General features: G+C 57.4%; 17 protein-coding genes. 12 read left to right on the top strand and 5 right to left on the bottom strand.

Annotated features, from left to right (window positions below):
* Positions 1–4: 4 nt before the first annotated feature.
* Complete coding sequence (locus B5D61_RS12100) at positions 5–862, top strand: TIGR03915 family putative DNA repair protein (RefSeq protein WP_078813657.1); 858 nt, start codon at positions 5–7, stop codon at positions 860–862.
* Positions 863–874: 12 nt separating this feature from the next.
* On the opposite strand, the gene B5D61_RS12095 is transcribed toward B5D61_RS12100, so the two are convergent.
* Positions 875–1,378 carry a hypothetical protein gene (locus B5D61_RS12095; RefSeq protein ID WP_078813656.1) on the bottom strand — a complete coding sequence of 168 codons (504 nt, stop codon included), beginning with the start codon at positions 1,376–1,378 and terminating at the stop codon, positions 875–877.
* Between the two features lie 134 nt (positions 1,379–1,512).
* On the opposite strand from B5D61_RS12095, the gene B5D61_RS12090 reads away from it, so the two are divergent.
* Genes B5D61_RS12090 through B5D61_RS12080 form a run of 3 tightly spaced genes read left to right on the top strand, consistent with a single transcriptional unit; the run spans position 1,513 to position 3,524 of the window.
* Positions 1,513–2,061 carry a flavoprotein gene (locus tag B5D61_RS12090; RefSeq protein WP_078813803.1) on the top strand — a complete coding sequence of 183 codons (549 nt, stop codon included), beginning with the start codon at positions 1,513–1,515 and terminating at the stop codon, positions 2,059–2,061.
* On the top strand, positions 2,058–2,711 hold the full coding sequence (locus B5D61_RS12085) for a phosphopantothenoylcysteine decarboxylase domain-containing protein (protein WP_078813655.1): 654 nt from the start codon (positions 2,058–2,060) through the stop codon (positions 2,709–2,711). Before B5D61_RS12090 ends, B5D61_RS12085 begins: the two co-directional genes overlap by 4 nt.
* Positions 2,712–2,765: 54 nt before the next feature.
* Positions 2,766–3,524: an inositol monophosphatase family protein gene (locus tag B5D61_RS12080; RefSeq protein WP_245846531.1), complete on the top strand. Its 759-nt coding sequence runs from the start codon at positions 2,766–2,768 to the stop codon at positions 3,522–3,524.
* 139 nt (positions 3,525–3,663) lie between these two features.
* Here B5D61_RS12080 and B5D61_RS12075 read toward each other — a convergent pair whose 3' ends face one another.
* Positions 3,664–4,566: a DMT family transporter gene (locus B5D61_RS12075; RefSeq protein ID WP_078813653.1), complete on the bottom strand. Its 903-nt coding sequence runs from the start codon at positions 4,564–4,566 to the stop codon at positions 3,664–3,666.
* Positions 4,567–4,929: 363 nt separating this feature from the next.
* Between B5D61_RS12075 and B5D61_RS12070 the strand changes: the two genes are divergently transcribed.
* From B5D61_RS12070 to B5D61_RS12045, 5 genes are all read left to right on the top strand, one after another.
* Entirely contained in the window at positions 4,930–5,745 is an 816-nt protein-coding gene (locus B5D61_RS12070; protein WP_078813652.1) for a hypothetical protein, read from the top strand.
* 208 nt (positions 5,746–5,953) lie between these two features.
* Entirely contained in the window at positions 5,954–9,244 is a 3,291-nt protein-coding gene (gene carB / locus B5D61_RS12065; RefSeq protein WP_078813651.1) for a carbamoyl-phosphate synthase large subunit, read from the top strand.
* 127 nt (positions 9,245–9,371) lie between these two features.
* Entirely contained in the window at positions 9,372–10,145 is a 774-nt protein-coding gene (locus tag B5D61_RS25725) for a hypothetical protein (protein WP_139373224.1), read from the top strand.
* Between the two features lie 77 nt (positions 10,146–10,222).
* Positions 10,223–10,831, top strand: a complete 609-nt coding sequence (locus tag B5D61_RS12050) for a transposase (protein ID WP_139373223.1) — start codon at positions 10,223–10,225, stop codon at positions 10,829–10,831.
* Positions 10,832–11,052: 221 nt separating this feature from the next.
* Positions 11,053–11,430: a hypothetical protein gene (locus tag B5D61_RS12045; protein ID WP_078813647.1), complete on the top strand. Its 378-nt coding sequence runs from the start codon at positions 11,053–11,055 to the stop codon at positions 11,428–11,430.
* A gap of 238 nt (positions 11,431–11,668) precedes the next feature.
* Here the strand turns inward: B5D61_RS12045 and B5D61_RS12040 are convergent, their stop codons facing one another.
* Positions 11,669–12,310, bottom strand: a complete 642-nt coding sequence (locus tag B5D61_RS12040) for a Vgb family protein (RefSeq protein ID WP_078813646.1) — start codon at positions 12,308–12,310, stop codon at positions 11,669–11,671.
* A 9-nt stretch (positions 12,311–12,319) separates the two neighbouring features.
* Positions 12,320–13,540: a helix-turn-helix domain-containing protein gene (locus tag B5D61_RS12035; RefSeq protein WP_078813645.1), complete on the bottom strand. Its 1,221-nt coding sequence runs from the start codon at positions 13,538–13,540 to the stop codon at positions 12,320–12,322.
* A gap of 129 nt (positions 13,541–13,669) precedes the next feature.
* Here B5D61_RS12035 and B5D61_RS12030 point away from each other — a divergent pair, with 129 nt between their 5' ends.
* From B5D61_RS12030 to B5D61_RS12020, 3 genes are all read left to right on the top strand, one after another.
* Positions 13,670–14,494, top strand: a complete 825-nt coding sequence (locus tag B5D61_RS12030; protein WP_078813644.1) for a DUF899 domain-containing protein — start codon at positions 13,670–13,672, stop codon at positions 14,492–14,494.
* Positions 14,495–14,601: 107 nt separating this feature from the next.
* Positions 14,602–14,793, top strand: coding sequence for a hypothetical protein (locus B5D61_RS25720; RefSeq protein ID WP_139373222.1), 192 nt, complete (start codon positions 14,602–14,604; stop codon positions 14,791–14,793).
* A gap of 55 nt (positions 14,794–14,848) precedes the next feature.
* A complete protein-coding gene (locus tag B5D61_RS12020; protein ID WP_078813642.1) occupies positions 14,849–16,495 on the top strand; it encodes an FAD-dependent oxidoreductase in 1,647 nt (548 codons plus the stop codon).
* 98 nt (positions 16,496–16,593) lie between these two features.
* Here B5D61_RS12020 and katG read toward each other — a convergent pair whose 3' ends face one another.
* Entirely contained in the window at positions 16,594–19,014 is a 2,421-nt protein-coding gene (gene katG / locus B5D61_RS12015; RefSeq protein WP_139373241.1) for a catalase/peroxidase HPI, read from the bottom strand.
* Between the last annotated feature and the right edge of the window lie 3 nt (positions 19,015–19,017).

Raw genomic sequence — 19,017 nt, 5'->3', positions numbered from 1 at the left:
CATCATGATGGTCGTCTCCATTGAGCCTCACTTTACTTCCTGGCGTCTTCGAGCGCGGGAACTGCTTTCGAGGGGAACACGGCCCGAGGATGTGGACTGGGTGGATGGAACCCAGACGCTGGGGCTGCTTCACGAAGAGACGGATGCTTATCAAAGCTCGCTGTCCTTAGAAGTCAAAGTGCCTGCGGCTTTCTTGAAGTTAGCGGAACAAGTCTGTGCTCATCGAGATGAGCGGCGTTGGGCCATTCTGTATCGCCTGCTTTATCGCCTCACACTCGGCGGTGAAAGGCATCTGCTGACGATGCCGACGGATCCTGACATGCGGCAATGTGAGATGTGGGCCAGGGCCGTGGCAAGAGAGGTTCACAAGATGCACGCCTTCGTGCGCTTTCGTGGGGTCGGTATCCATGAGGCGACAGGGAGGGAGGAATTCGTGGCTTGGTTTGAACCGATGTATCCTGTTCTCCGGCTTGCGGCACCGTTTTTCGAAAAGCGCTTTGCCGGCATGAACTGGTCCATCCTCACTCCCGAGGCATGCGTGAGTTGGGATGGTGAAAAGCTGACGTTTCTACCGGGCATGAGCCGACAGGATGCCCCTGCGGCAGATGCTCACGATGATCTTTGGCGCACGTACTATCGCAGCATTTTTAACCCCGCGCGCTTGAAGGTGCAGACCATGCAGTCATCCATGCCCCAGAAATACTGGAAGAACCTGCCAGAAGCCCAGATCATCCCCGAACTCATCTCGAGCAGTCAGTCTCGGGTGAACACGATGCTCGAGACGGAAGAACGCCCCGTGAAGCCGATGCCTAACAATGCGTATCTACAGTCGCTCCACAGGAGAATAAGAAAGCAGGAGTGATGACCCGTTCTCTTATTTCACGCTACCCGTCCAGGTCTTCGGCTGGTGATTTTCCAGGGTGTCGAGTTCAATGGCCGTTGCGCTTTTGATCTCGGCTTTTTCACCCCGGATCTCCAGAGTCAGAGGACCTTGCAGGTGAGTCTTGTCCAGCCAGTAGCGCAGGCGTACGTCCTGGGCCGTTTGGGCTGGAATTTGCGCAGGTTTCTCCACGGGGAGAATGAAGGGCGGCACCTCTTTCCCCTCGGCGGTAAGCAGCTTCACATCGGGCGCCAGCAGGATGAGCGGGCGTGGACTGGCATTGCGATAGCGCAACTCAATGTCCAGCCGGGCATTGCCGTAATCACGCTCCAGCGTGCAGCGGTGGATTTTTAGGGTGGGTTCGGCAGATGCTTCAGCGGTGATCGGTTCGGGTGCTCCTTCCGAGATGGAGTCGGAATCGGTGGTGAAGACCCAGATAGCAGCGGCTAGACTGAGGACGATCAGCAGCCAGACTTCGAAACGCTTGAGGAAAGACATGGGACGGGGGTCAGCTCGCCCTGAAGGAAATGCAAACTGAGATTTACCCTGAAGCCGCAGGTGTAACTTTCAGGTTTCAATTTCCCATTTGCCGTGCCTTCTGTGCGTATCTCCAGAGCGGAGCTGCTTTCATCATGTCTAAAATCGTCCTCGGCATCACCGGTTCCATCGCCGCCTATAAAGCGGCTGATCTGGCCAGCCAACTGACCAAAGTCGGCCATGAGGTGACCTGCGTGCTGACGAAGGAAGCGGTGGAGTTTGTCACCCCGTTGACACTGGGCACCCTCTCACGTCGGCCGGTGGTGACGGATCTATTTGCCGAAAAAGAGGGCTGGCAGCCAGGGCATATCCAGTTGGCGGATGAGGCCGATCTGCTGTTGATCGCACCCGCCACAGCCAACGTCTTGGCAGCCATGGCCCATGGTTTTGCCCATGATGCGCTGACGGCCATTGCACTCGCGACACGGGCTCCGATCCTCATTGCACCCGCCATGAATGGCAAAATGTGGCTGCACCCGGCCACCCAGCGGAATGTGGAGATACTCAAAGGCTGGGGCGTGCAGTTCATCGAACCGGCGGAGGGGCTGCTGGCCTGCGGTTATGAAGGGGTTGGCCGACTGGCTCCCGTGGAGGACATCCTGGCTGCGGCAGGCGCGGTTTTAGCCAACAAGGCCAAGGCATGAAGATTCTGATCACAGCAGGCCCAACTCGGGAACCCCTGGACCCGGTTCGTTATCTGACCAATCGGTCATCGGGAAAAATGGGCTATGCCCTGGCACAGGCGGCTTGCGCGGAAGGACACGAGGTGACCCTGATCTCTGGACCGGTGTCGCTCCCCGTTCTCGAAGGTGTCCAGCGGATTTCCGTAGAGACCGCCCGGCAGATGTTTGAGGCCGTTCAGAGGGAGATTGTAGGAAAAGACGTGGCCATTTTCTCGGCCGCTGTAGCGGACTACCGGCCTGCCCTGATCGCGGATCAGAAGATCAAGAAGACGGGGGAGACCCTGACGCTCATCCTGGAGAAGACCGAGGACATTCTCGGCTCGGCCCGTTCGGTGTTCGGTTTCACGGGATATCTGGTTGGTTTTGCGGCAGAGACGGAGAAACTTTTGACCCACGCTCAGGAGAAAATGCGGCGGAAGGGCTGCGATCTCCTCATCGCCAACGACGTCTCCCAGCCCGGCATCGGGTTTGACAGCGGGGAGAACGAAGTCACTCTGTGTCTGCCAGACGCGGCGCCCTTTTCCCTGCCGCGTCAGGCCAAAACTGCCCTGGCTCGCGAGTTGATCGCGTTCATCAGCCAACAGGCGGTTTTGAAAAACTCCACCCGTTAGTCCAAACCCCATCCTGAGTGAACGGGCCTGCAAGCCCGCCCTCTTTTCCCCTCCGTGTCCAACCTCCTCAGCATCGCCATCGAAGCCGCCACCCAGGCGGGTAAGCTCATCAAAGAAAACTTCGGCGCCGACCTCACGGTCAATGAAATGCAGCGTCACGACATCAAGCTGGAGCTGGATGTGCGTAGCCAGAAGCTCATCACCGACATCATCCTCGGGCACAATCCCGACCACGCCATCCTGGGTGAAGAAGAAGGCGACATCGGCGGCAACGGCGACATCGAGTGGATCGTGGACCCCATTGATGGCACGGTGAACTTCTACTTCAACATCCCGCATTTCTGCGTCTCCATCGCCGCTCGCAACCGGGAGACCAAGGAGTCCCTCGTGGGCGTGATCTACGACCCGATGATGAACGAGCTGTGGACCGTCGAGAAAGGCGGCGTGCCCCAGCTCAACGGCAAACCGATCTCCGCCAGTGCACGAGCTGAGATGAAGGAGGCGGTCGTGACGGTCGGTTTCTCCAAGAGCAAATCCGCCTTGGATGCCGGGTTCGAGCGCTACAAGCGCATTGCCTATGAAGTGCGTAAGACCCGCATGCTCGGCAGTGCCGCCCTCGCTCTCGCTTACATCGCCTGCGGGCGCCTGGATGCCTATGTTGAGGAGCAGATCAGCCTCTGGGACATCGCTGCGGGTGTCATGCTCGTGGAAGCTGCCGGGGGTAAAATCATGACCCAAGCCAGCACCATCAAGCCCGGCACCATGTTCATCTGCGCCACCAACGGCAAACTGGACATCGAGCCGTATCTGTAAGCGCGGCCTTTCGGAAAGGTGTGAACCACTGATGAACCCGGATGGGCACTAATGATTCTGCAACAAAGCCATGAGTGCCTATGAGTGACCACTAGTGGTTTGTCGATTTGCGAAGTCAATGACCCGTGTGTGGTGGGTATCACACCACCACCAGCACGATCGCGCTCATCATCAGCAGAGCCCCGGCGAGACGCCAGCGCAGCACTGCCCCTCCCAGGTTCTTTTCCTGATTGGCAAACCAATGCCCCACCAGCCACACGAGTGCCACGCTGAGCAACCCACGTGAGGCATAGACGATATTGGCCGAGGTGGCTTTGCCGTACACGGCCACGGTGCTGACGAAAATAATGCTCTGAGTGCCTAGTAAAACGGAGCCTCCTGTGAGCCATGCCCAACCTTGTTTGGGGATGGTGCTCAAAGGGGCGGAAAAGCGAAAGATCAGTCCGCAAGAGAGCAGGGCATTGATCCAGAAAATGCAGGGCAGGAGACGAGTTGCTCCCCAGGCCGGTCCCCACTTTTGCACTAGCACATCGAAGATGGCGAAGCAGACCGCTCCCACGCCTCCTGCTGCCAGAGTGATGCCCAGCCCCCGCGGTGATTTGCCCTGGTCCTTCTTATTCAATAGAGCGATGCCCAAAACGCTAAGTAACGCCGCGATCCAGAGTTTCAGCCCCACACTCTCTCCGACGAGAAACGGGGTTAGAAAAGCCACCAGGATCACCTTCAAACCGAAGACCGGCACCGCTACCGAGACGTCCCCTTTCTCTAGGGCGATGAACTGAGAGATCTGCCCGAAGAACAAGCACATGGCGATAACCCCTGGCTGCCAGAGCAAATTCCGATCAATGGGTTGCCCCGGCAGCAGCCAGAGTAACGAAAACAACACCGCCACGATGGCATTGGCCACAAACGTGGTGCGCCAGAGCCCGATGCCGAGTTCGCTGGATCGCTTCAGCACCATGGCACCGAAGGCATAAAGAAGGGCAGCAATGAAGGGGTAAAGAATCGTGGCGAGGGTTGGGGGCACCTTTTCCGATACCATGGGCACAGAAAACGCACAAGGTCTCTGGAAGACCGGCTCGCATACTCTTGGGCTTACGAAGCGACAACCAGTAGGCCGGGTGTGTCCGGCTATCGGCTCCTTTTCTTCCACAAGTCCTCGTTGCCGGATGACCCGGCTCCTTGGGAGGAGGCAGCTCTGAAACCTCGCCTTCTCAAGATACGCATTCTTGACCCTTGGCTCTCTTATTGAGCCTTTTTCGACCACGCGATCCTTCCCATGCCGACGGATAATCCGGCGAGCTTTCTTGGATCACATTCCAGCCCTTTTCCCCCGGACACCTCCGTCCTGCATCTGCCTACCCTACTTTCTTGCACCCACCGCCAGTCCGCGTTCCCTTGCTGCATGAAAATTCTCGTCATCCTGGCTTTCTTTGCCTCTGCCATTATCCAAGCAGCAGACGGTTGGGCTTACCTGGAGAATGACCAAGTGAAGCTGGGGGTCAATCTCGATGCAGGGGCCTGCATCGGCTGGTTTTCCAGGGCCGGTTCGAAGGACAACCTGCTGGATGCCTACGATGTGGGCCGTTACGTGCAGCAGTCCTACTATGGCGATGCCGATGGCAGCGATTGGAATGGCAAGCCCTGGCGTTACAACCCGGTGCAAGGCGGAAGCTGGCGTAATCTCCCAGCCCAAGTCCTCGAAACTCGGCAGGAACCGAATCTTCTGTATGCAAAGATCCATCCCCGTCACTGGGCCACGGGCCGGCTGCTGGAGGACGTGACGATGGAGCAGTGGCTGCATCTGGAGGGACGGCAGGCGCGGCTCAAGTTCAAGATGACCTACTCAGGCAGCAAGGATCATCGCCCGCATCATCAGGAGCTCCCCGCCCTCTTTGTCCCTGCCAGCCTGGACACCCTCGTCTTTGTCGGTCCCGATGGCACGCTCCAGCGTCTGCACCCGGGTTTCCCCAATGAATACGTCCGTCGTGGGGCTGAGCCTTGGATGGCCTGGGTGAATGCGGCCAATGAAGGCATCGGGTTATGGATGCCGCACACCGATCAGGTCACGACCTATCGGGTGCGCAACGGTAACAAGGCCGACTGCTCCTATCTCGCCCCCATCCAGACCTTTGCGCTCAAACCCGGCCTCGTCTTCGAATATGAAGTCGCCCTCATCGCGGGCTCTTTGGAGGAGATTCGTGCGGCGTTCAGACGCTAATGGCGTCTAACTCATCCCGTGACACCACAAAATCACTTGGATTGACCACATCTTCCGCCTCCGCCCTTTACAGAGCGTTTCCTTTGTGCAAGATGCCGCGCTTTCCCGGCTGCCGCCGCAAAGTAACGCGGTTTCGCCGAAACTGCCGACACAACCAGCGGCATCCTGAAGGGCTCCCAACCATCCGCTCCGCCCCCTTTCCGCCTCCATGCCCAAAGACCCCTCCATCAAACGCATCCTCGTCATCGGTTCCGGCCCCATCGTTATCGGCCAGGGCTGTGAGTTCGACTATTCAGGCGTCCAGGCTTGCAAGGCGCTGCGCGAGGAAGGTTACGAGGTCGTTTTGATCAACTCCAACCCGGCCACCATCATGACCGACCCGGAATTCGCTTTCCGGACCTATGTCGAGCCGATCACGCCGGAGATCGTCGAGAAGATCATCATCAAGGAGAAACCTGATGTCCTCCTGCCCACCCTGGGCGGCCAGACCGCGCTGAACACGGCCATGTCCCTGCACCGCGCAGGCACCCTGGAGAAGCACGGCGTGCGCATGATCGGCGCGAAGCCGGACGCGATTGAGAAAGGCGAAGACCGCCTGCTTTTCAAAAACGCCATGCTCAAGATCGGTCTGGACCTGCCGCAGTCCGGCGTGGCCCACACCATCGAGGAAGCCCGCGCCATCGCGGAAGAGATCGGCACCATGCCCCTCATCATTCGCCCCGCCTACACCCTGGGCGGCACCGGCGGCGGCATTGCCTACAACAAGGAAGAATTTGAAACCATCACCGCTCGCGGTCTGGATCTCTCCCCCGTCAGCGAGGTGCTCATCGAAGAGTCTCTCCTCGGCTGGAAGGAGTTCGAAATGGAGGTCATGCGTGACCGCGCAGACAACTGCGTCATCATCTGCTCCATCGAAAACCTGGACCCGATGGGCGTGCACACCGGTGACTCCATCACCGTGGCTCCGATCCAGACCCTGACGGATCGTGAATACCAGATCATGCGCGATGCCTCCTTCGCTTGCATTCGCGAAATCGGCGTGGAGACGGGTGGATCGAACATCCAGTTCGCCGTGCATCCAGACACGGGCCGCATGATCGTGATCGAGATGAACCCACGCGTGAGCCGCAGTTCCGCTCTGGCCTCCAAGGCCACCGGTTTCCCGATCGCCAAGATCGCCGCCAAACTCGCCGTGGGTTACACCCTGGACGAGCTGAAGAACGACATCACTCGCGAGACTCCGGCCTCCTTCGAGCCGACCATCGACTACGTGGTGACCAAGGTACCGCGCTTCACCTTCGAGAAATTCCCCGGTGCCGATGGCACCCTGACCACGCAGATGAAGTCCGTGGGTGAAGCCATGGCCATCGGTCGCACCTTCAAAGAGTCCCTTCAGAAAGCCCTGCGCAGCCTCGAGATCAAACGCTTCGGCCTCATCGGCGATGGAGCCGATGTCGTGGTGGACGAAGAGACCCTGACCACCAAGCTGACGGTGCCGAATGCCGAGCGCATCTTCTTCCTCGGCCAGGCCTTTGCCATTGGCTGGGATGTGGAGAAAGTCTTTGAACTGACCAAGATCGACCGCTGGTTCCTGCGTCAGATTGAGCAGATTGTAACTGAAGTAAAGGCTGCAGAAGATCTGAATTTTGAGGTCAATACGATTGATGCTTGGATCAAAGGCGCGGCCACAAACGAAGTCGCTGCGAAGAACTTGGCTGAAGGCACTTCTATCTATCGTCGTTTAAAGAAGATAGGCGCATCTGATCAACAGATTGCCCATCAAACTGGAGCGAAGCAGGCCGATGTTCGGTTAGGTCGCAAAGCCCTCGGCATCGTCCCCACCTACCGCCTCGTGGACACCTGCGCGGCGGAGTTTGAGGCCTACACGCCTTATTACTACAGCACCTACGGCACCGAGGATGAAGTCCGCGACAATGACCGCAAGAAGGTCATGATCCTGGGCGGTGGCCCGAACCGCATCGGCCAGGGCATCGAGTTCGACTACTGCTGCGTTCACGCCTCCTTCGCTCTGCGCGAACTGGGGTATGAGACCATCATGGTGAACTCCAACCCGGAGACCGTTTCCACCGACTACGACACCAGCGACAAGCTCTACTTTGAGCCTCTGACCCTGGAAGACGTGCTGAACATCTACGAGCGCGAAAACCGCAACGATCAGGTGCTCGGCGTCATCGTCCAGTTCGGCGGCCAGACCCCGCTGAACCTCGCCAAAGGCCTGGAGGAAAATGGCGTCCGCATCATCGGCACCAGCCCGAAAAGCATCGAGCTGGCCGAAGACCGCAAGCTCTTCGCCGCCCTTCTCGATGAACTCGGCCTCGATCAGGCCCCGAGCGGCACCGCCACCTCCCTGGAGGAGGCTTTGGCCATCACCGCCCGCATTGGTTACCCCAGCCTCGTGCGCCCCAGCTTCGTGCTCGGTGGTCGTGCCATGCAGATCGTTTACAGCGATGCCGAGCTGACCCACTACATGAAGAACGCCGTCGAGGCTACGCCCGACCGTCCCGTGCTCGTGGACCGCTTCCTGGAAGACGCCACCGAGGTGGACGTGGACTGCATCAGCGATGGTGAAACCACCGTCATCGGTGCCATCATGGAGCACATCGAAGAGGCCGGCATTCACTCCGGTGACTCCGCCTGCGTCATCCCTCCCTTCAGCCTCACGCCCGCCATGCAGGGTCGCATCAGCGATGCCGCCAAGAAACTTGCCAAGGCCCTCAACGTGCGCGGTTTGATGAACATGCAGCTCGCGGTGAAAGGCGACGATCTCTACGTCATCGAGGTCAACCCACGTGCCTCCCGCACCGCCCCGTTCGTCTCGAAGGCCATCGGCGTGCCACTGCCGAAACTCGCCGCCAAGATCATGGCGGGCAAGACCCTCAAGGAACTCGGTTTCACCGCCGAGGTCACCCCCGCTCACTACAGCGTCAAGGAAGCCGTCTTCCCCTTCAGCAAGTTCCAGGGCGTGGACATCGCTCTTGGGCCTGAGATGAAATCCACGGGTGAAGTCATGGGCATCGACATGGACCTCGGCCTCGCCTTTGCGAAAAGCCAGATGGCCGCCGGCGGCACCCTGCCGACCGGAGGCAACGTCTTCATCAGCGTCAAGGAAGCCGACCGCGCCAACGTCGCCCGCATCGCCAAAGGATATGCCGATCTCGGTTTCACCATTTATGCCACCGCCGGCACCGGCCAGGTCATCAGTGAGTCCGGCACCGCCGTGAACATCCTGCCGAAGCTCGCCAGCGGCCAGCGTCCGAACGTCATCGACCTGATGAAGAACAAGGACATGGCCCTCGTGATCAACACCCCCAGCGGCAAAAACCCCCGCGAAGACGAGATCAAGATCCGCACCGCCGCCATGCAGAATCGGATTCCGATTATGACGACGCTGCGTGGTGCCGATGCTGCGCTGAAGGCCATCAAGTCACTGCAATCGGCTGAGGTCGAAGTGCGGGCGCTGCAGGAGTATCATAAGTAGGCCACGCCAACGAGGGGAGCGCGGTCACTCTTGACCGCCTCTTCTAAGACCTTGCTGCTGTGTCGACATATTTGTTATATGTTCGGTCGTTGTGGGACATCTTAAAAAGTAAGGTTCTCATGCGACCATGATGATGGATATTCTAATCAACATTGCTTCCGATTTTGCTTTTATCCTGCTGATCGCATTCGGAGGATGGGCTTGGTTCAGATTAACCAAGATTCGGCATCTTCGAGATTTCTTTGGAGCATCATCCGACTCACCTATTATAGTATGGCTTTCAGATGTGCCTGCACATTACCAGGCCAAAAGCCCCGATGAAATTTTTCGGCCTGACTATGGTGCAAATGTTAGCGTCCTGGAAAGCCAAGCTGCTCAGAGTATTTCTGATCAGTTCAGATTTTTGGTTCCTGGAACAGGAGATTTGCCTAAATTCCTTCAGCGAGTTTTCTTGGACGTCAAGCAGGTGGAAACAAAGTCTGCTGGACGCCAACGTGGGTGGCTCGGATTCGTACGAGGTACCAACATTTCTATTGGAGGTCCACCATTCAACGAAGCGTCTAGGCAGTTCGAAAAAGTATGCAATCTAGAGATTGGCTTTGGCGACGTCAGTGACATTCAGGAAATAAGAGTGATCGAGACAGTTTTTCAGCGAGCCAAGCAGCAAAACCAAATGATGGGTTTTATTGCCAGGATCAAAAACAACCAGAATGCACTTCTTTACGCGGCTGGCTTTGATGATTTGTGCTCCTCCGGTGCTGCTCATTTTCTCGCAAGGCGATGGCAGGATTTATATGCGCGTTATGGCACCCGATCTTTTGTGCTCGTATTAGATTTCTGGGGAGTTCATGATCTGCAAAGAGATGAACCCAGAATTGTGTTAGAGCGTGATCTTTCCTGATGCGCAATGACTCTCTTCGCGGCTTCGCCGCCTAGGTTTTGATTGCGGAGAAGAGTCTCCGCGCTCCTCTCAGGGGCGTGAAGTTCTTCAATCCGAGGGGAGACATCGAGAAGACGGAACACAAGCTGCCGCATTGGCAGCAGGGTGAGGTCCCGGTGTTTGTAACTTTCCGGTTGGCAGATTCATTGCCGCAAGTGCTGCTGAACGCTTATCTGGCGGAGCGAGAAAGGTTTCTTCTGAATCATCCTGAACCCTGGGATGAAATCACCGAGGTATGTTTTCATGGACTGTTTGCTGACAGGCTCGATGAAGCTTTGGACGCCGGGCATGGAAGCTGTGCGTTGAGGCAGCCCGACATTGCGGAGATTGTGCAAGGGCGGCTGCATCATTTCGATGGAGAGCGGTATCAGCTTCAAAGTTATGTGATCATGCCTAACCATGTGCATGTTCTCTTTACCTTGGACGATGCAGTGTCATTGCCGGGCATCGTTCAAGGCTGGAAAGGGGTGTCGAGCCGTTTGATTCACAAGGCGGGCCTCAGCGCCCTGGACCCCTTCTGGCAACCCGATTACTTTGACCGGCTTATCCGCAGTCCCGATCATCTGAAAACCGTGAAGGCGTATATCCGTGACAATCCTCTCAAGGCGAGCCTGAAAACCGGATACGTCCTGTGGGAGCGAAGCTGACTCGAGAGGAGCGCGGACACTCTTGTCCGCAACTTCAACCATCGCGACGAAGTCGCCTAACTTCATGAGAAGTCTGGCAGAAAAACGGCACCTACATTTGGTCTTATGCATTGAAAGAATGGCGGCTACACCGCTACGTTATAGACTGCGGTCAAAAGTGTCCGCGCTCCTCTCAATCCATACCTCTTGCGACCATTTCAGGTCGCACTATAGATCGTCCCATGTCCGACCACCCACTCCCGACCCTCCGCAATCAGCTTCTCAGTCTGCACAAGCTGCTCATGAATGTGGAGAAGGCCGCGTATGAAAAGCAGGAGAAGGTAACTCTCAGCCCGTTGAAATTGCTCCAGTTGCTGACGGAAGATGAACGGTTCTCCTGGCTACGCCAGCTCTCCCAACTGGTGGTGGTGATGGATGAGGCGATGGAGGAAAAGCCACCGATCACTGTGGAGCGAAAGGATGCCTTGGTAGCGGAGGCGAAGCATCTGCTCACGGGTTCCACCGAGCCTGGAAGCTTTGCCATGCGCTATGCGGCGATTCGTGAACGTGAGACCGCAGTCGCTGCGGCTCATGCTGAGATCAGCAAAAGCTTGGCTTAACAAGATAAGCGGAGAAGAATCAAAGTTCGGAGGCCCGCCTTCAGGCGGAATCAAGATCCTGTGTGGTCTATGGCAAGCCGCCTGAGGCCTCGATCTGGGCCTTCCTGAACATCGTAGAATTAGCCCTCCTCCGCCTTGGCGAGCGGTTCCGATCCGACGGATTATCCGGCAAGAGTCTCAGCGGATTGAAGAACATCCATAGCCGGATAAATCCGTCCTACGGTCCAAGTACCTCAGGTCATCTCTTGTTAGGCCTTCTCACCACACGCAGCTTGCCCGTTCGGCCACCGCCGCAGAAGAAGCGATCTTGGCCATCGGATTCTAAGCCGGAAACATGGGTGCCAGGAGGCATGAGGAGGCTTTCGAGAACTTCACCGGAATGAGGGTCAATGCGGCGGATTTCGCTCTCGTCTTCCCAGGTGCCGTGCCAGAGATCGCCATCCACCCAGGTCACGCCTGTGACCACACGGTTGGAGGGAATGGTGCGCAGGATGTCTCCGGTTTCAGGATCGAGTTGGAGGATCTGATGCCCATCGGCTTGACCAATCCAGAGGCTACCTTCCGCCCAGGCGAGGCCACTGTTGTCATCGGCGCTTGGGGTGGGGATGCTGGAGAGGACATCTCCAGTTTCAGGATCAATCTTGTGAATGCGTCCTTCGGCGATTTGGTAGAGGTGCTTGCCATCGTAGGCGGTGCCTGCATAGGCTGGGACTTCCAGGAAGCGCACGATCTCGCCCGTATCGGGATTCGAGGCATTGAGCTTTTTCTCGGAGGCCCACCAGACGACATCGCCGTCGTAGGTGACACCGGCCACCTGTGTGCTGCCAGGAAAAGGGCCAAATTCAGCAAGGATCTCTGCGGGGGATGAAGTCGGGTTCATAAGCGGAGTTTAATCCTCTAACACCCGGGTGGGGAGTAACATTATCGTCGTGAATCCGAGAACGGCCGAAGTGGTCCAGCGTCGTGCCCGTGCGCGGCCAAACCACTGCACCTTTCTCTCCGCCGCCAGGGCATCCAGAGAACGCTGCACGGTGCGTTGACTGATGCCGAGAGCCAAGGCTAAGGCGGAGCTTGACCACGCTTCACCATCGGCCAGAAAGGCCAGCACGGCGGCATGCTCTTCCTCCAGAGGCCAGGTCAGGACATTCACTTCACTGGCTTGCCGTGGCTGAAGGGCAAAACCTTGGGAAGTCGCCTGAACATCTGCCAGCGGTCGTAGAAGTTGACGCAAGCGCCCGATCTCCACCCGCAAGCGAGCGCGATGCGATTCATCTGCCTTCTTGGCTTGAAAAGCAGATTGGACCAGATCGTCTCGGCACACATCGTTAGGCCATTTTTCAGCCAGGGCTCGTGCAAGCGCAAAGAGCACGGGGCGCGAAGCCAAAGGAATCACCACTTTACCCCTCCGCACCACACGGCGACAGGCGTCGATCAAAAGAATGGGGGAACTCTGCAGAGCTGCGACGTCTTCCAGCAAGAGCAAGTGCTCTCCTTGCCGGGTGATCAATCTTGCTGCGGGAGTCTCCAGCCGCTGTGCAGCGGTCTTGACCTCGGCCAGCAGGGCTGGAATGCCAGAGAGCTTCGCCTCCTCAACCGCCCGAGAGAACGCCGCCCGAGCCGTCTCGATCTGAAACCGCTGCATGGCGATGCTGGCGAGGATCATGGCATGCGCCGCCTGTCGGATCGGTGGCATCGACGAGAGATCCACATTCGCCAGCAGCCGCTCCGCATCACGTAAATCCCCCAGCAGTAAAGCGTGACGAGCCAGCAGATGGCGAGCGTGCAGCGCATTGAGGACATCTCCTTGTTTTTCGAGGGCGGTTTGAGCCGCGGCGAGTGTATTCACAGGCCAAGTGAGATCACGTGACACAAAGGCAATCTCTGCCTGGGCCAAGACACAGCGGGCATGGGCAAGGGCCTTCCTCGGACCAAAGGCACGTGCGGCTCGCTTGAGCAGCTTCTGCGCCTGAGCGAGATCGCCCAATTGCGCCATGGCGATGCCTCGCAAGGCGAGTGCCGGTGCATCTTCCCGCAAGGCCACCCAATTCAAGGCGCGCAAAGGATCACCCCCAGCGAGGGCGGCAGCGGCTGCACTGATGAGCGAATCCATGAAAACAAAATCGCGACATCGTTGTCACTCACACCTGCGAATGCCAAGCGATAACTTGACGCCGACGACCTAACCAACGGGTCAATACGAACCATCCATCAAACATCAAAAATCCTCGGAGGAATCATCATGACAACGCATCGAATCGGAACTCAGCAAGAATGGCTCAAGGCACGCCTGGAGTTGCTCCAGGCGGAAAAAGAACTGACACGCCGAAGCGATGAACTGGCTCAACAGCGTCAGCAGCTTCCCTGGGTGCCGGTGACTCAAGAGTATCGGTTTCAAACCGAAGTGGGAGAGGTCCGTCTGGCAGACCTGTTTCAAGGGCGTTCACAGCTTCTCGTCTATCACTTCATGTTCGGGCCGGATTACACCGCAGGTTGTCCTTCCTGTTCGGCCATCGCGGACGGCTTCAATGGCATCGTCACGCATCTGGCCCATCACGATGTTCTCCTGACGGCGGTGTCACTGGCTCCTTTGGAAAAGCTACTGGCCTTCCGCAAGCGCATGGGCTGGACTTTCCCCTGGGCTTCATCCATGGGAGGCGAGTTCAATTACGATTTCTGTGCTTCCTACACCGAAGAGCAGCAACGCGAAGGGCTCGAATACAACTACACGCGTGAACCTCAAGCTGAGTGGCGGTCTGGAGAACCTGGAGGGGGTGAAGGGGCGGAGTTTGCATTCGCCACCATGTGCGGTGTCAATACGCCCACCTATCTGCGCCAACGCCCTGGCATGAGCGCCTTCGTTCAGCAAGACGGCACCGTCTATCACACCTACTCCACTTATTCGCGGGGTGTGGACAGCCTCTGGAGTATGTATCCCTGGCTGGATCGTGCACCGTTGGGGCGTAATGAAAACGAGGGCATCTGGTGGAAGCATCATGATCGCTATGACACCCCCGTCAGCTCTGTTCCAACTTGCTGCCAACATTCGACCAGGTGTGAGTCATGAAAACCCCTTCTTGCTGCGGCGACAACAGGCCTGTCTCTTCATGTCAGCGCCATCTTGGGGGTGCGAAGATCACACAGTTTGTCGCTTATAGCTTTGCACTGATGGTCATGCCCAAATGCCCTGTTTGCTTGGCCGCATGGATCACGGTGATGACGGGTGTTAGCCTCGCTCCTGGCATTGCGGAAAAGGTGCGAGTTGGCGTGCTGCTACTGCTGTGCTTCGGCTTGTTGTTCATCGTCTTGAGCTGGTTTCGACGATGTTATCGAGGAGTCGCGGAGACGAAAAAAACGCGTGTGTAGAAACAGGTTCATGTCCAAAGTCCATGCCTGACCGCCTTGAATCGGTCACGCCTTCATGAATCGTCATCTGCTTCTGTCTTTACTTCTGGCTCCCACCCTTTTGGCTGCCTCGGCTGAGCCCAAAGAACACACGGCTGAGATCGTCGTTTACGGAGACTCTCCCTCCGCCATCACGGCGGCGATCGAAGTCGCCGAGAGTCGCCGAAGCGTGCTCCTGGTTTCTCCGGTTCAGCATCTGGGAGGAATCACGGTCGAGGGATTGGGCAGCCAGGATGTGGATAAACGAGCGGGCAATGGCCAACCCATCGGTGGTTTAGCCAAGGAGTTTTTCATGCGGATCGCACGTGCGTATGATCCCAAGGCTAAAGAACCGAAATACAAGTTTCGTTCTTCCATGGCCGAACAAGTGATTGATCAATGGTTGCAGGAAATGAAAGTCCCCGTGCTTCGTGGGAAACGCATCTCTGAAGCCGAAGGCGCTGTGACCCAGGAAGGCGGGCGCATCACCAGCTTCCTCTGCGAGGATGGCACGCGCATCCATGGCAAGGTCTTCATCGATGGCACGGTCGAGGGCGACCTCATGGCTTTTTCAGGGGTCAGCTACACCTGGGGTCGAGAAGGCAATGCGAAGTATGGAGAAACCGTTGGTGGCGTCATCAATCCCACTCTGGAGCAGCAGTTCCAGGTGAAAGTGGACCCTTACAAAGTCCCCGGTGATCCGGCCTCAGGCACGATTGTGGGCGTGCAAAATGAAGAAGTGGGAATCCATGGCACTGGGGATAAGAGTTGCATGGGTTTTTGCTTCCGATTGCCACTCACCAAGGATCCCGAGAACAAGATTCCCATCCTCGCTCCGGAACGTTACCAAGCCTCAGACTATGAAATCTATCGCCGCTTCATCGCCGCAGGTGGCATGAACGATTGGCTCGACGGCCCTGGCAGTCGAACCACCGATCCCAAAAAGCGCCTGATTGATTTGGGGAGCTGGCATGAACTCTCTGCCAACTTCTATGGTCGCAATCATGGTTATCCCAATGGCAGCTACAGCGAGCGCAAGGCCATTTATGACGAACACCGTCGTTACACCCAAGGCCTGATTTACTTTCTGTCGAACGATCCGTCTGTTCCTGACAAGATCCGCCAGGAGTGGTCTCAGTGGGGACTCTGTGCGGACGAGTTCACCGACAACGGTGGCTGGCCACGCATGCTTTATCTGCGCAGCAGCCGACGCATGATCTCCGACTACATCATCACCGAGGCCGATGTCCTAGAGCGACCCCGTGAAAACGGAATGGGAGGCTTCTTAAATCCGGCCCCTCCCGTCTCGGACCCTATCGGCATCAGTTGGTGGTTCGTAGATCTCCATGCCGCGCGCACGGTGATCAAAGACGGTCACGTCTACAATGAGGGCGCCTTCATCAACTACAAGAACTACGCCCCCTTCGGCATTCCTTATCGCGCCATCGTTCCGAAGCGGAGCGAGTGCACCAACCTCATTGTTCCCTCAGCTCTTTCCGCCTCTTATGCAGGCTACGGTGCCGTTCGTCTGGAGTGGACCTTCATGGTCCTCGGCCAATCTGCCGGTGCCGCCGCTGCTTTAGCCGTCGAAAAAGCCTGTGCCGTCCAAGATGTCCCCTACGCTGAGTTGAAAGAGAACCTGCTCGCACGAGGGCAGAAATTGGAGCCGTTAACTGCCGAGTGAGTCGGTGAGGATCGTGCCATGAAAAAACCCATCCCGTCGGCTTGCGGGATGGGTTTGTCGCAGACTTACAGGCCTCCTTTGAAGACCTGCATCAGTGCTTATTTCTTGAGATCGAAGCGATCCAGATTCATGACCTTGGTCCAGGCAGCGGCGAAGTCATTCACGAATTTGGCTTCCGCATCCGAACTCGCATAGACCTCAGCAATGGCCCGAAGCTGGGAGTTGGAACCGAAGACAAGATCCACAGCCGTCGCCATCCACTTTAAATCACCTGATTCACGGTCACGGGCTTCGTAGAAGTGGTCACAGACGGAGGATTTCTTCCATTCGTTGTCCATGCTCAGCAGGTTGACGAAGAAATCGTTGGTGAGCGCACCGCGACGCTTGGTGAGGACGCCGAGATCAGGATGCCCCACGGTGGTTCCCAGCACGCGCATGCCGCCGATGAGGGCCGTCATTTCTGGGGCAGTCAGCGTGAGCAGTTGCGCGCGGTCCACAAGGTTTTCAGCTGCGGGACGATCCAACTCATGCCCCAGGTAGTTGCGGAAGCCATCATGCTTCGGCTCGAGATAACCGATGGATTCGACGTCGGTCATCTCCTGGGTGGCATCGGTGCGGCCTGGGGTGAAGGCGATCTTCACCTCGTGACCACCTTTTTTGGCGGCAGCTTCCACAGCGGCACTGCCACCGAGCACGATGAGGTCGGCAAGAGAAACCTTCTTGTTGTTGGACTGAGCGCTATTGAAGTCTTTTTGGATCTTCTCCAATTCAGCGAGCACCTTAGCCAACTGCTCAGGCTGGTTCACTTCCCAGTCTTTCTGGGGCGCCAGGCGAATACGGGCACCATTGGCACCGCCACGCTTATCACTGCCGCGGAAGGTGGATGCGGAAGCCCAGGCGGTGCTGACGAGTTGAGAGGTGGTCAGTCCGGAATCGAGGATCTTGGCTTTGAGTGCGGCCACGTCTTGTTCATTGATCAGCTCATGATCCACGGCAGGCACGGGGTCTTGCCAGATGAGGGCTTCTTTAGGCACCTCGGGGCCGAGGTAACGTGCTGCAGGGCCCATGTCGCGGTGGGTAAGCTTGAACCAAGCTTTAGCGAAGGCCAGCGCAAACTCCTCAGGCTTCTCCAGGAAACGCTTGGAGATTTTCTGGTAGCTTGGGTCTTCACGCAGAGCGAGGTCCGTCGTGAACATGATGGGCACGTGGCGCTTGGTGGCATCGTGGGCGTCGGGCACCATGTCCTTGCCAGCGCCATTTTTGGGAATCCATTGGGTGGCTCCAGCCGGGCTTTTGGTCTTTTCCCATTCAAAGGCGAAGAGGTTAGTGAAATAACCATGAGACCAGGCCATGGGGGTGGAGGTCCAGGCACCTTCGAGACCGCTGGTGATGGTGTCTTCGGCGTTGCCCTTGCCGTGTTTGTTTTTCCAACCCAGGCCCTGCTCTTCCAAGGAAGCACCTTCAGGATCGGCACCGACGTTCTTCGCATCAGCAGCTCCGTGGGCTTTGCCAAAGGTGTGCCCCCCTGCGATGAGAGCGACGGTTTCTTCGTCGTTCATGGCCATGCGGCTAAAGGTCTCGCGAATGTCCTTGGCTGCGAGAAGTGGGTCAGGATTGCCGTTCGGGCCTTCGGGGTTGACGTAGATGAGACCCATCTGCACTGCGGCGAGGGGTTTCTCCAACTGGCGCTCATCCTTGTAGCGTTTGTCGCCCAGCCATTCGCTTTCAGGTCCCCAGTAGATGTCCTCCTGTGGCTCCCACACATCGGCTCGGCCTCCGGCGAAACCGAAGGTCTTAAAGCCCATGGATTCGAGCGCCACGTTACCTGCCAGGATCATCAAGTCGGCCCAGGAGATCTTGTTGCCATACTTCTGTTTGATCGGCCACAGCAGTCGACGGGCTTTATCCAGGTTGGCATTGTCTGGCCAGCTGTTGAGAGGGGCAAAGCGTTGGGTGCCGTAGCCCGCACCGCCACGACCATCTGTGACACGATAGGTGCCCGCGCTGTGCCAGGCCATGCGGATCATGAATGGGCCGTAGTGGCCATAGTCAGCCGGCCACCACTTTTGGGAGGTGGTCATGAGCGTTTGGAGATCTTTTTTCACCGCTGCCAAGTCCAGGTTCTTGAACTCTTTTGCGTAGTCGAAGTCAGCTCCCATGGGGTTCCCGTTCACCGAGTTTTGATGGAGGATCTTGAGGTTGAGCTGGTTGGGCCACCAATCCGCGTTGGACATAGCACTGGCAGCCGTGTGACGGCTAGGACCGGCTTGCTGACCCATCACCGGGCATTGGCTGAGGTCCGCAGGCTTGACGGAGACGTCTTGCGCCGAAGCCAACACGAGGGGTGCGAGAGACAGGTAGGTGAGCCACCCCCTGAATTTAGGTGATTTCATGGCGATAGTTGGGTTGGTTAAGATGGGGTGGACATAAGCTGCCCATCCCATAAGTGGTCCCTTTTTACTATTTCCAATCCATGCTTCCAATGCATTGTCTGAATCCCTGCGATGCGCAAAACGCATTGC

It is taken from the genome of Prosthecobacter debontii (assembly GCF_900167535.1).
In the GTDB taxonomy this organism is placed as follows: domain Bacteria; phylum Verrucomicrobiota; class Verrucomicrobiia; order Verrucomicrobiales; family Verrucomicrobiaceae; genus Prosthecobacter; species Prosthecobacter debontii.
The sequence above is the reverse complement of the archived record's forward strand: the minus strand, read 5'-3'. Positions and strand labels throughout refer to the sequence as shown.

Coding starts and splice junctions, on each gene's coding strand:
- katG (WP_139373241.1), bottom strand. CDS start 19,014: ATGCGTTTTGCGCATCGCAGGGATTCAGACAATGCATTGGAAGCATGG.
- B5D61_RS25725 (WP_139373224.1), top strand. CDS start 9,372: ATGATGATGGATATTCTAATCAACATTGCTTCCGATTTTGCTTTTATC.
- B5D61_RS12095 (WP_078813656.1), bottom strand. CDS start 1,378: ATGTCTTTCCTCAAGCGTTTCGAAGTCTGGCTGCTGATCGTCCTCAGT.
- B5D61_RS25720 (WP_139373222.1), top strand. CDS start 14,602: ATGCCCAAATGCCCTGTTTGCTTGGCCGCATGGATCACGGTGATGACG.
- B5D61_RS12035 (WP_078813645.1), bottom strand. CDS start 13,540: ATGGATTCGCTCATCAGTGCAGCCGCTGCCGCCCTCGCTGGGGGTGAT.
- B5D61_RS12090 (WP_078813803.1), top strand. CDS start 1,513: ATGTCTAAAATCGTCCTCGGCATCACCGGTTCCATCGCCGCCTATAAA.
- B5D61_RS12045 (WP_078813647.1), top strand. CDS start 11,053: ATGTCCGACCACCCACTCCCGACCCTCCGCAATCAGCTTCTCAGTCTG.
- B5D61_RS12020 (WP_078813642.1), top strand. CDS start 14,849: ATGAATCGTCATCTGCTTCTGTCTTTACTTCTGGCTCCCACCCTTTTG.
- B5D61_RS12030 (WP_078813644.1), top strand. CDS start 13,670: ATGACAACGCATCGAATCGGAACTCAGCAAGAATGGCTCAAGGCACGC.
- B5D61_RS12100 (WP_078813657.1), top strand. CDS start 5: ATGATGGTCGTCTCCATTGAGCCTCACTTTACTTCCTGGCGTCTTCGA.
- B5D61_RS12070 (WP_078813652.1), top strand. CDS start 4,930: ATGAAAATTCTCGTCATCCTGGCTTTCTTTGCCTCTGCCATTATCCAA.
- carB (WP_078813651.1), top strand. CDS start 5,954: ATGCCCAAAGACCCCTCCATCAAACGCATCCTCGTCATCGGTTCCGGC.
- B5D61_RS12085 (WP_078813655.1), top strand. CDS start 2,058: ATGAAGATTCTGATCACAGCAGGCCCAACTCGGGAACCCCTGGACCCG.
- B5D61_RS12040 (WP_078813646.1), bottom strand. CDS start 12,310: ATGAACCCGACTTCATCCCCCGCAGAGATCCTTGCTGAATTTGGCCCT.
- B5D61_RS12075 (WP_078813653.1), bottom strand. CDS start 4,566: ATGGTATCGGAAAAGGTGCCCCCAACCCTCGCCACGATTCTTTACCCC.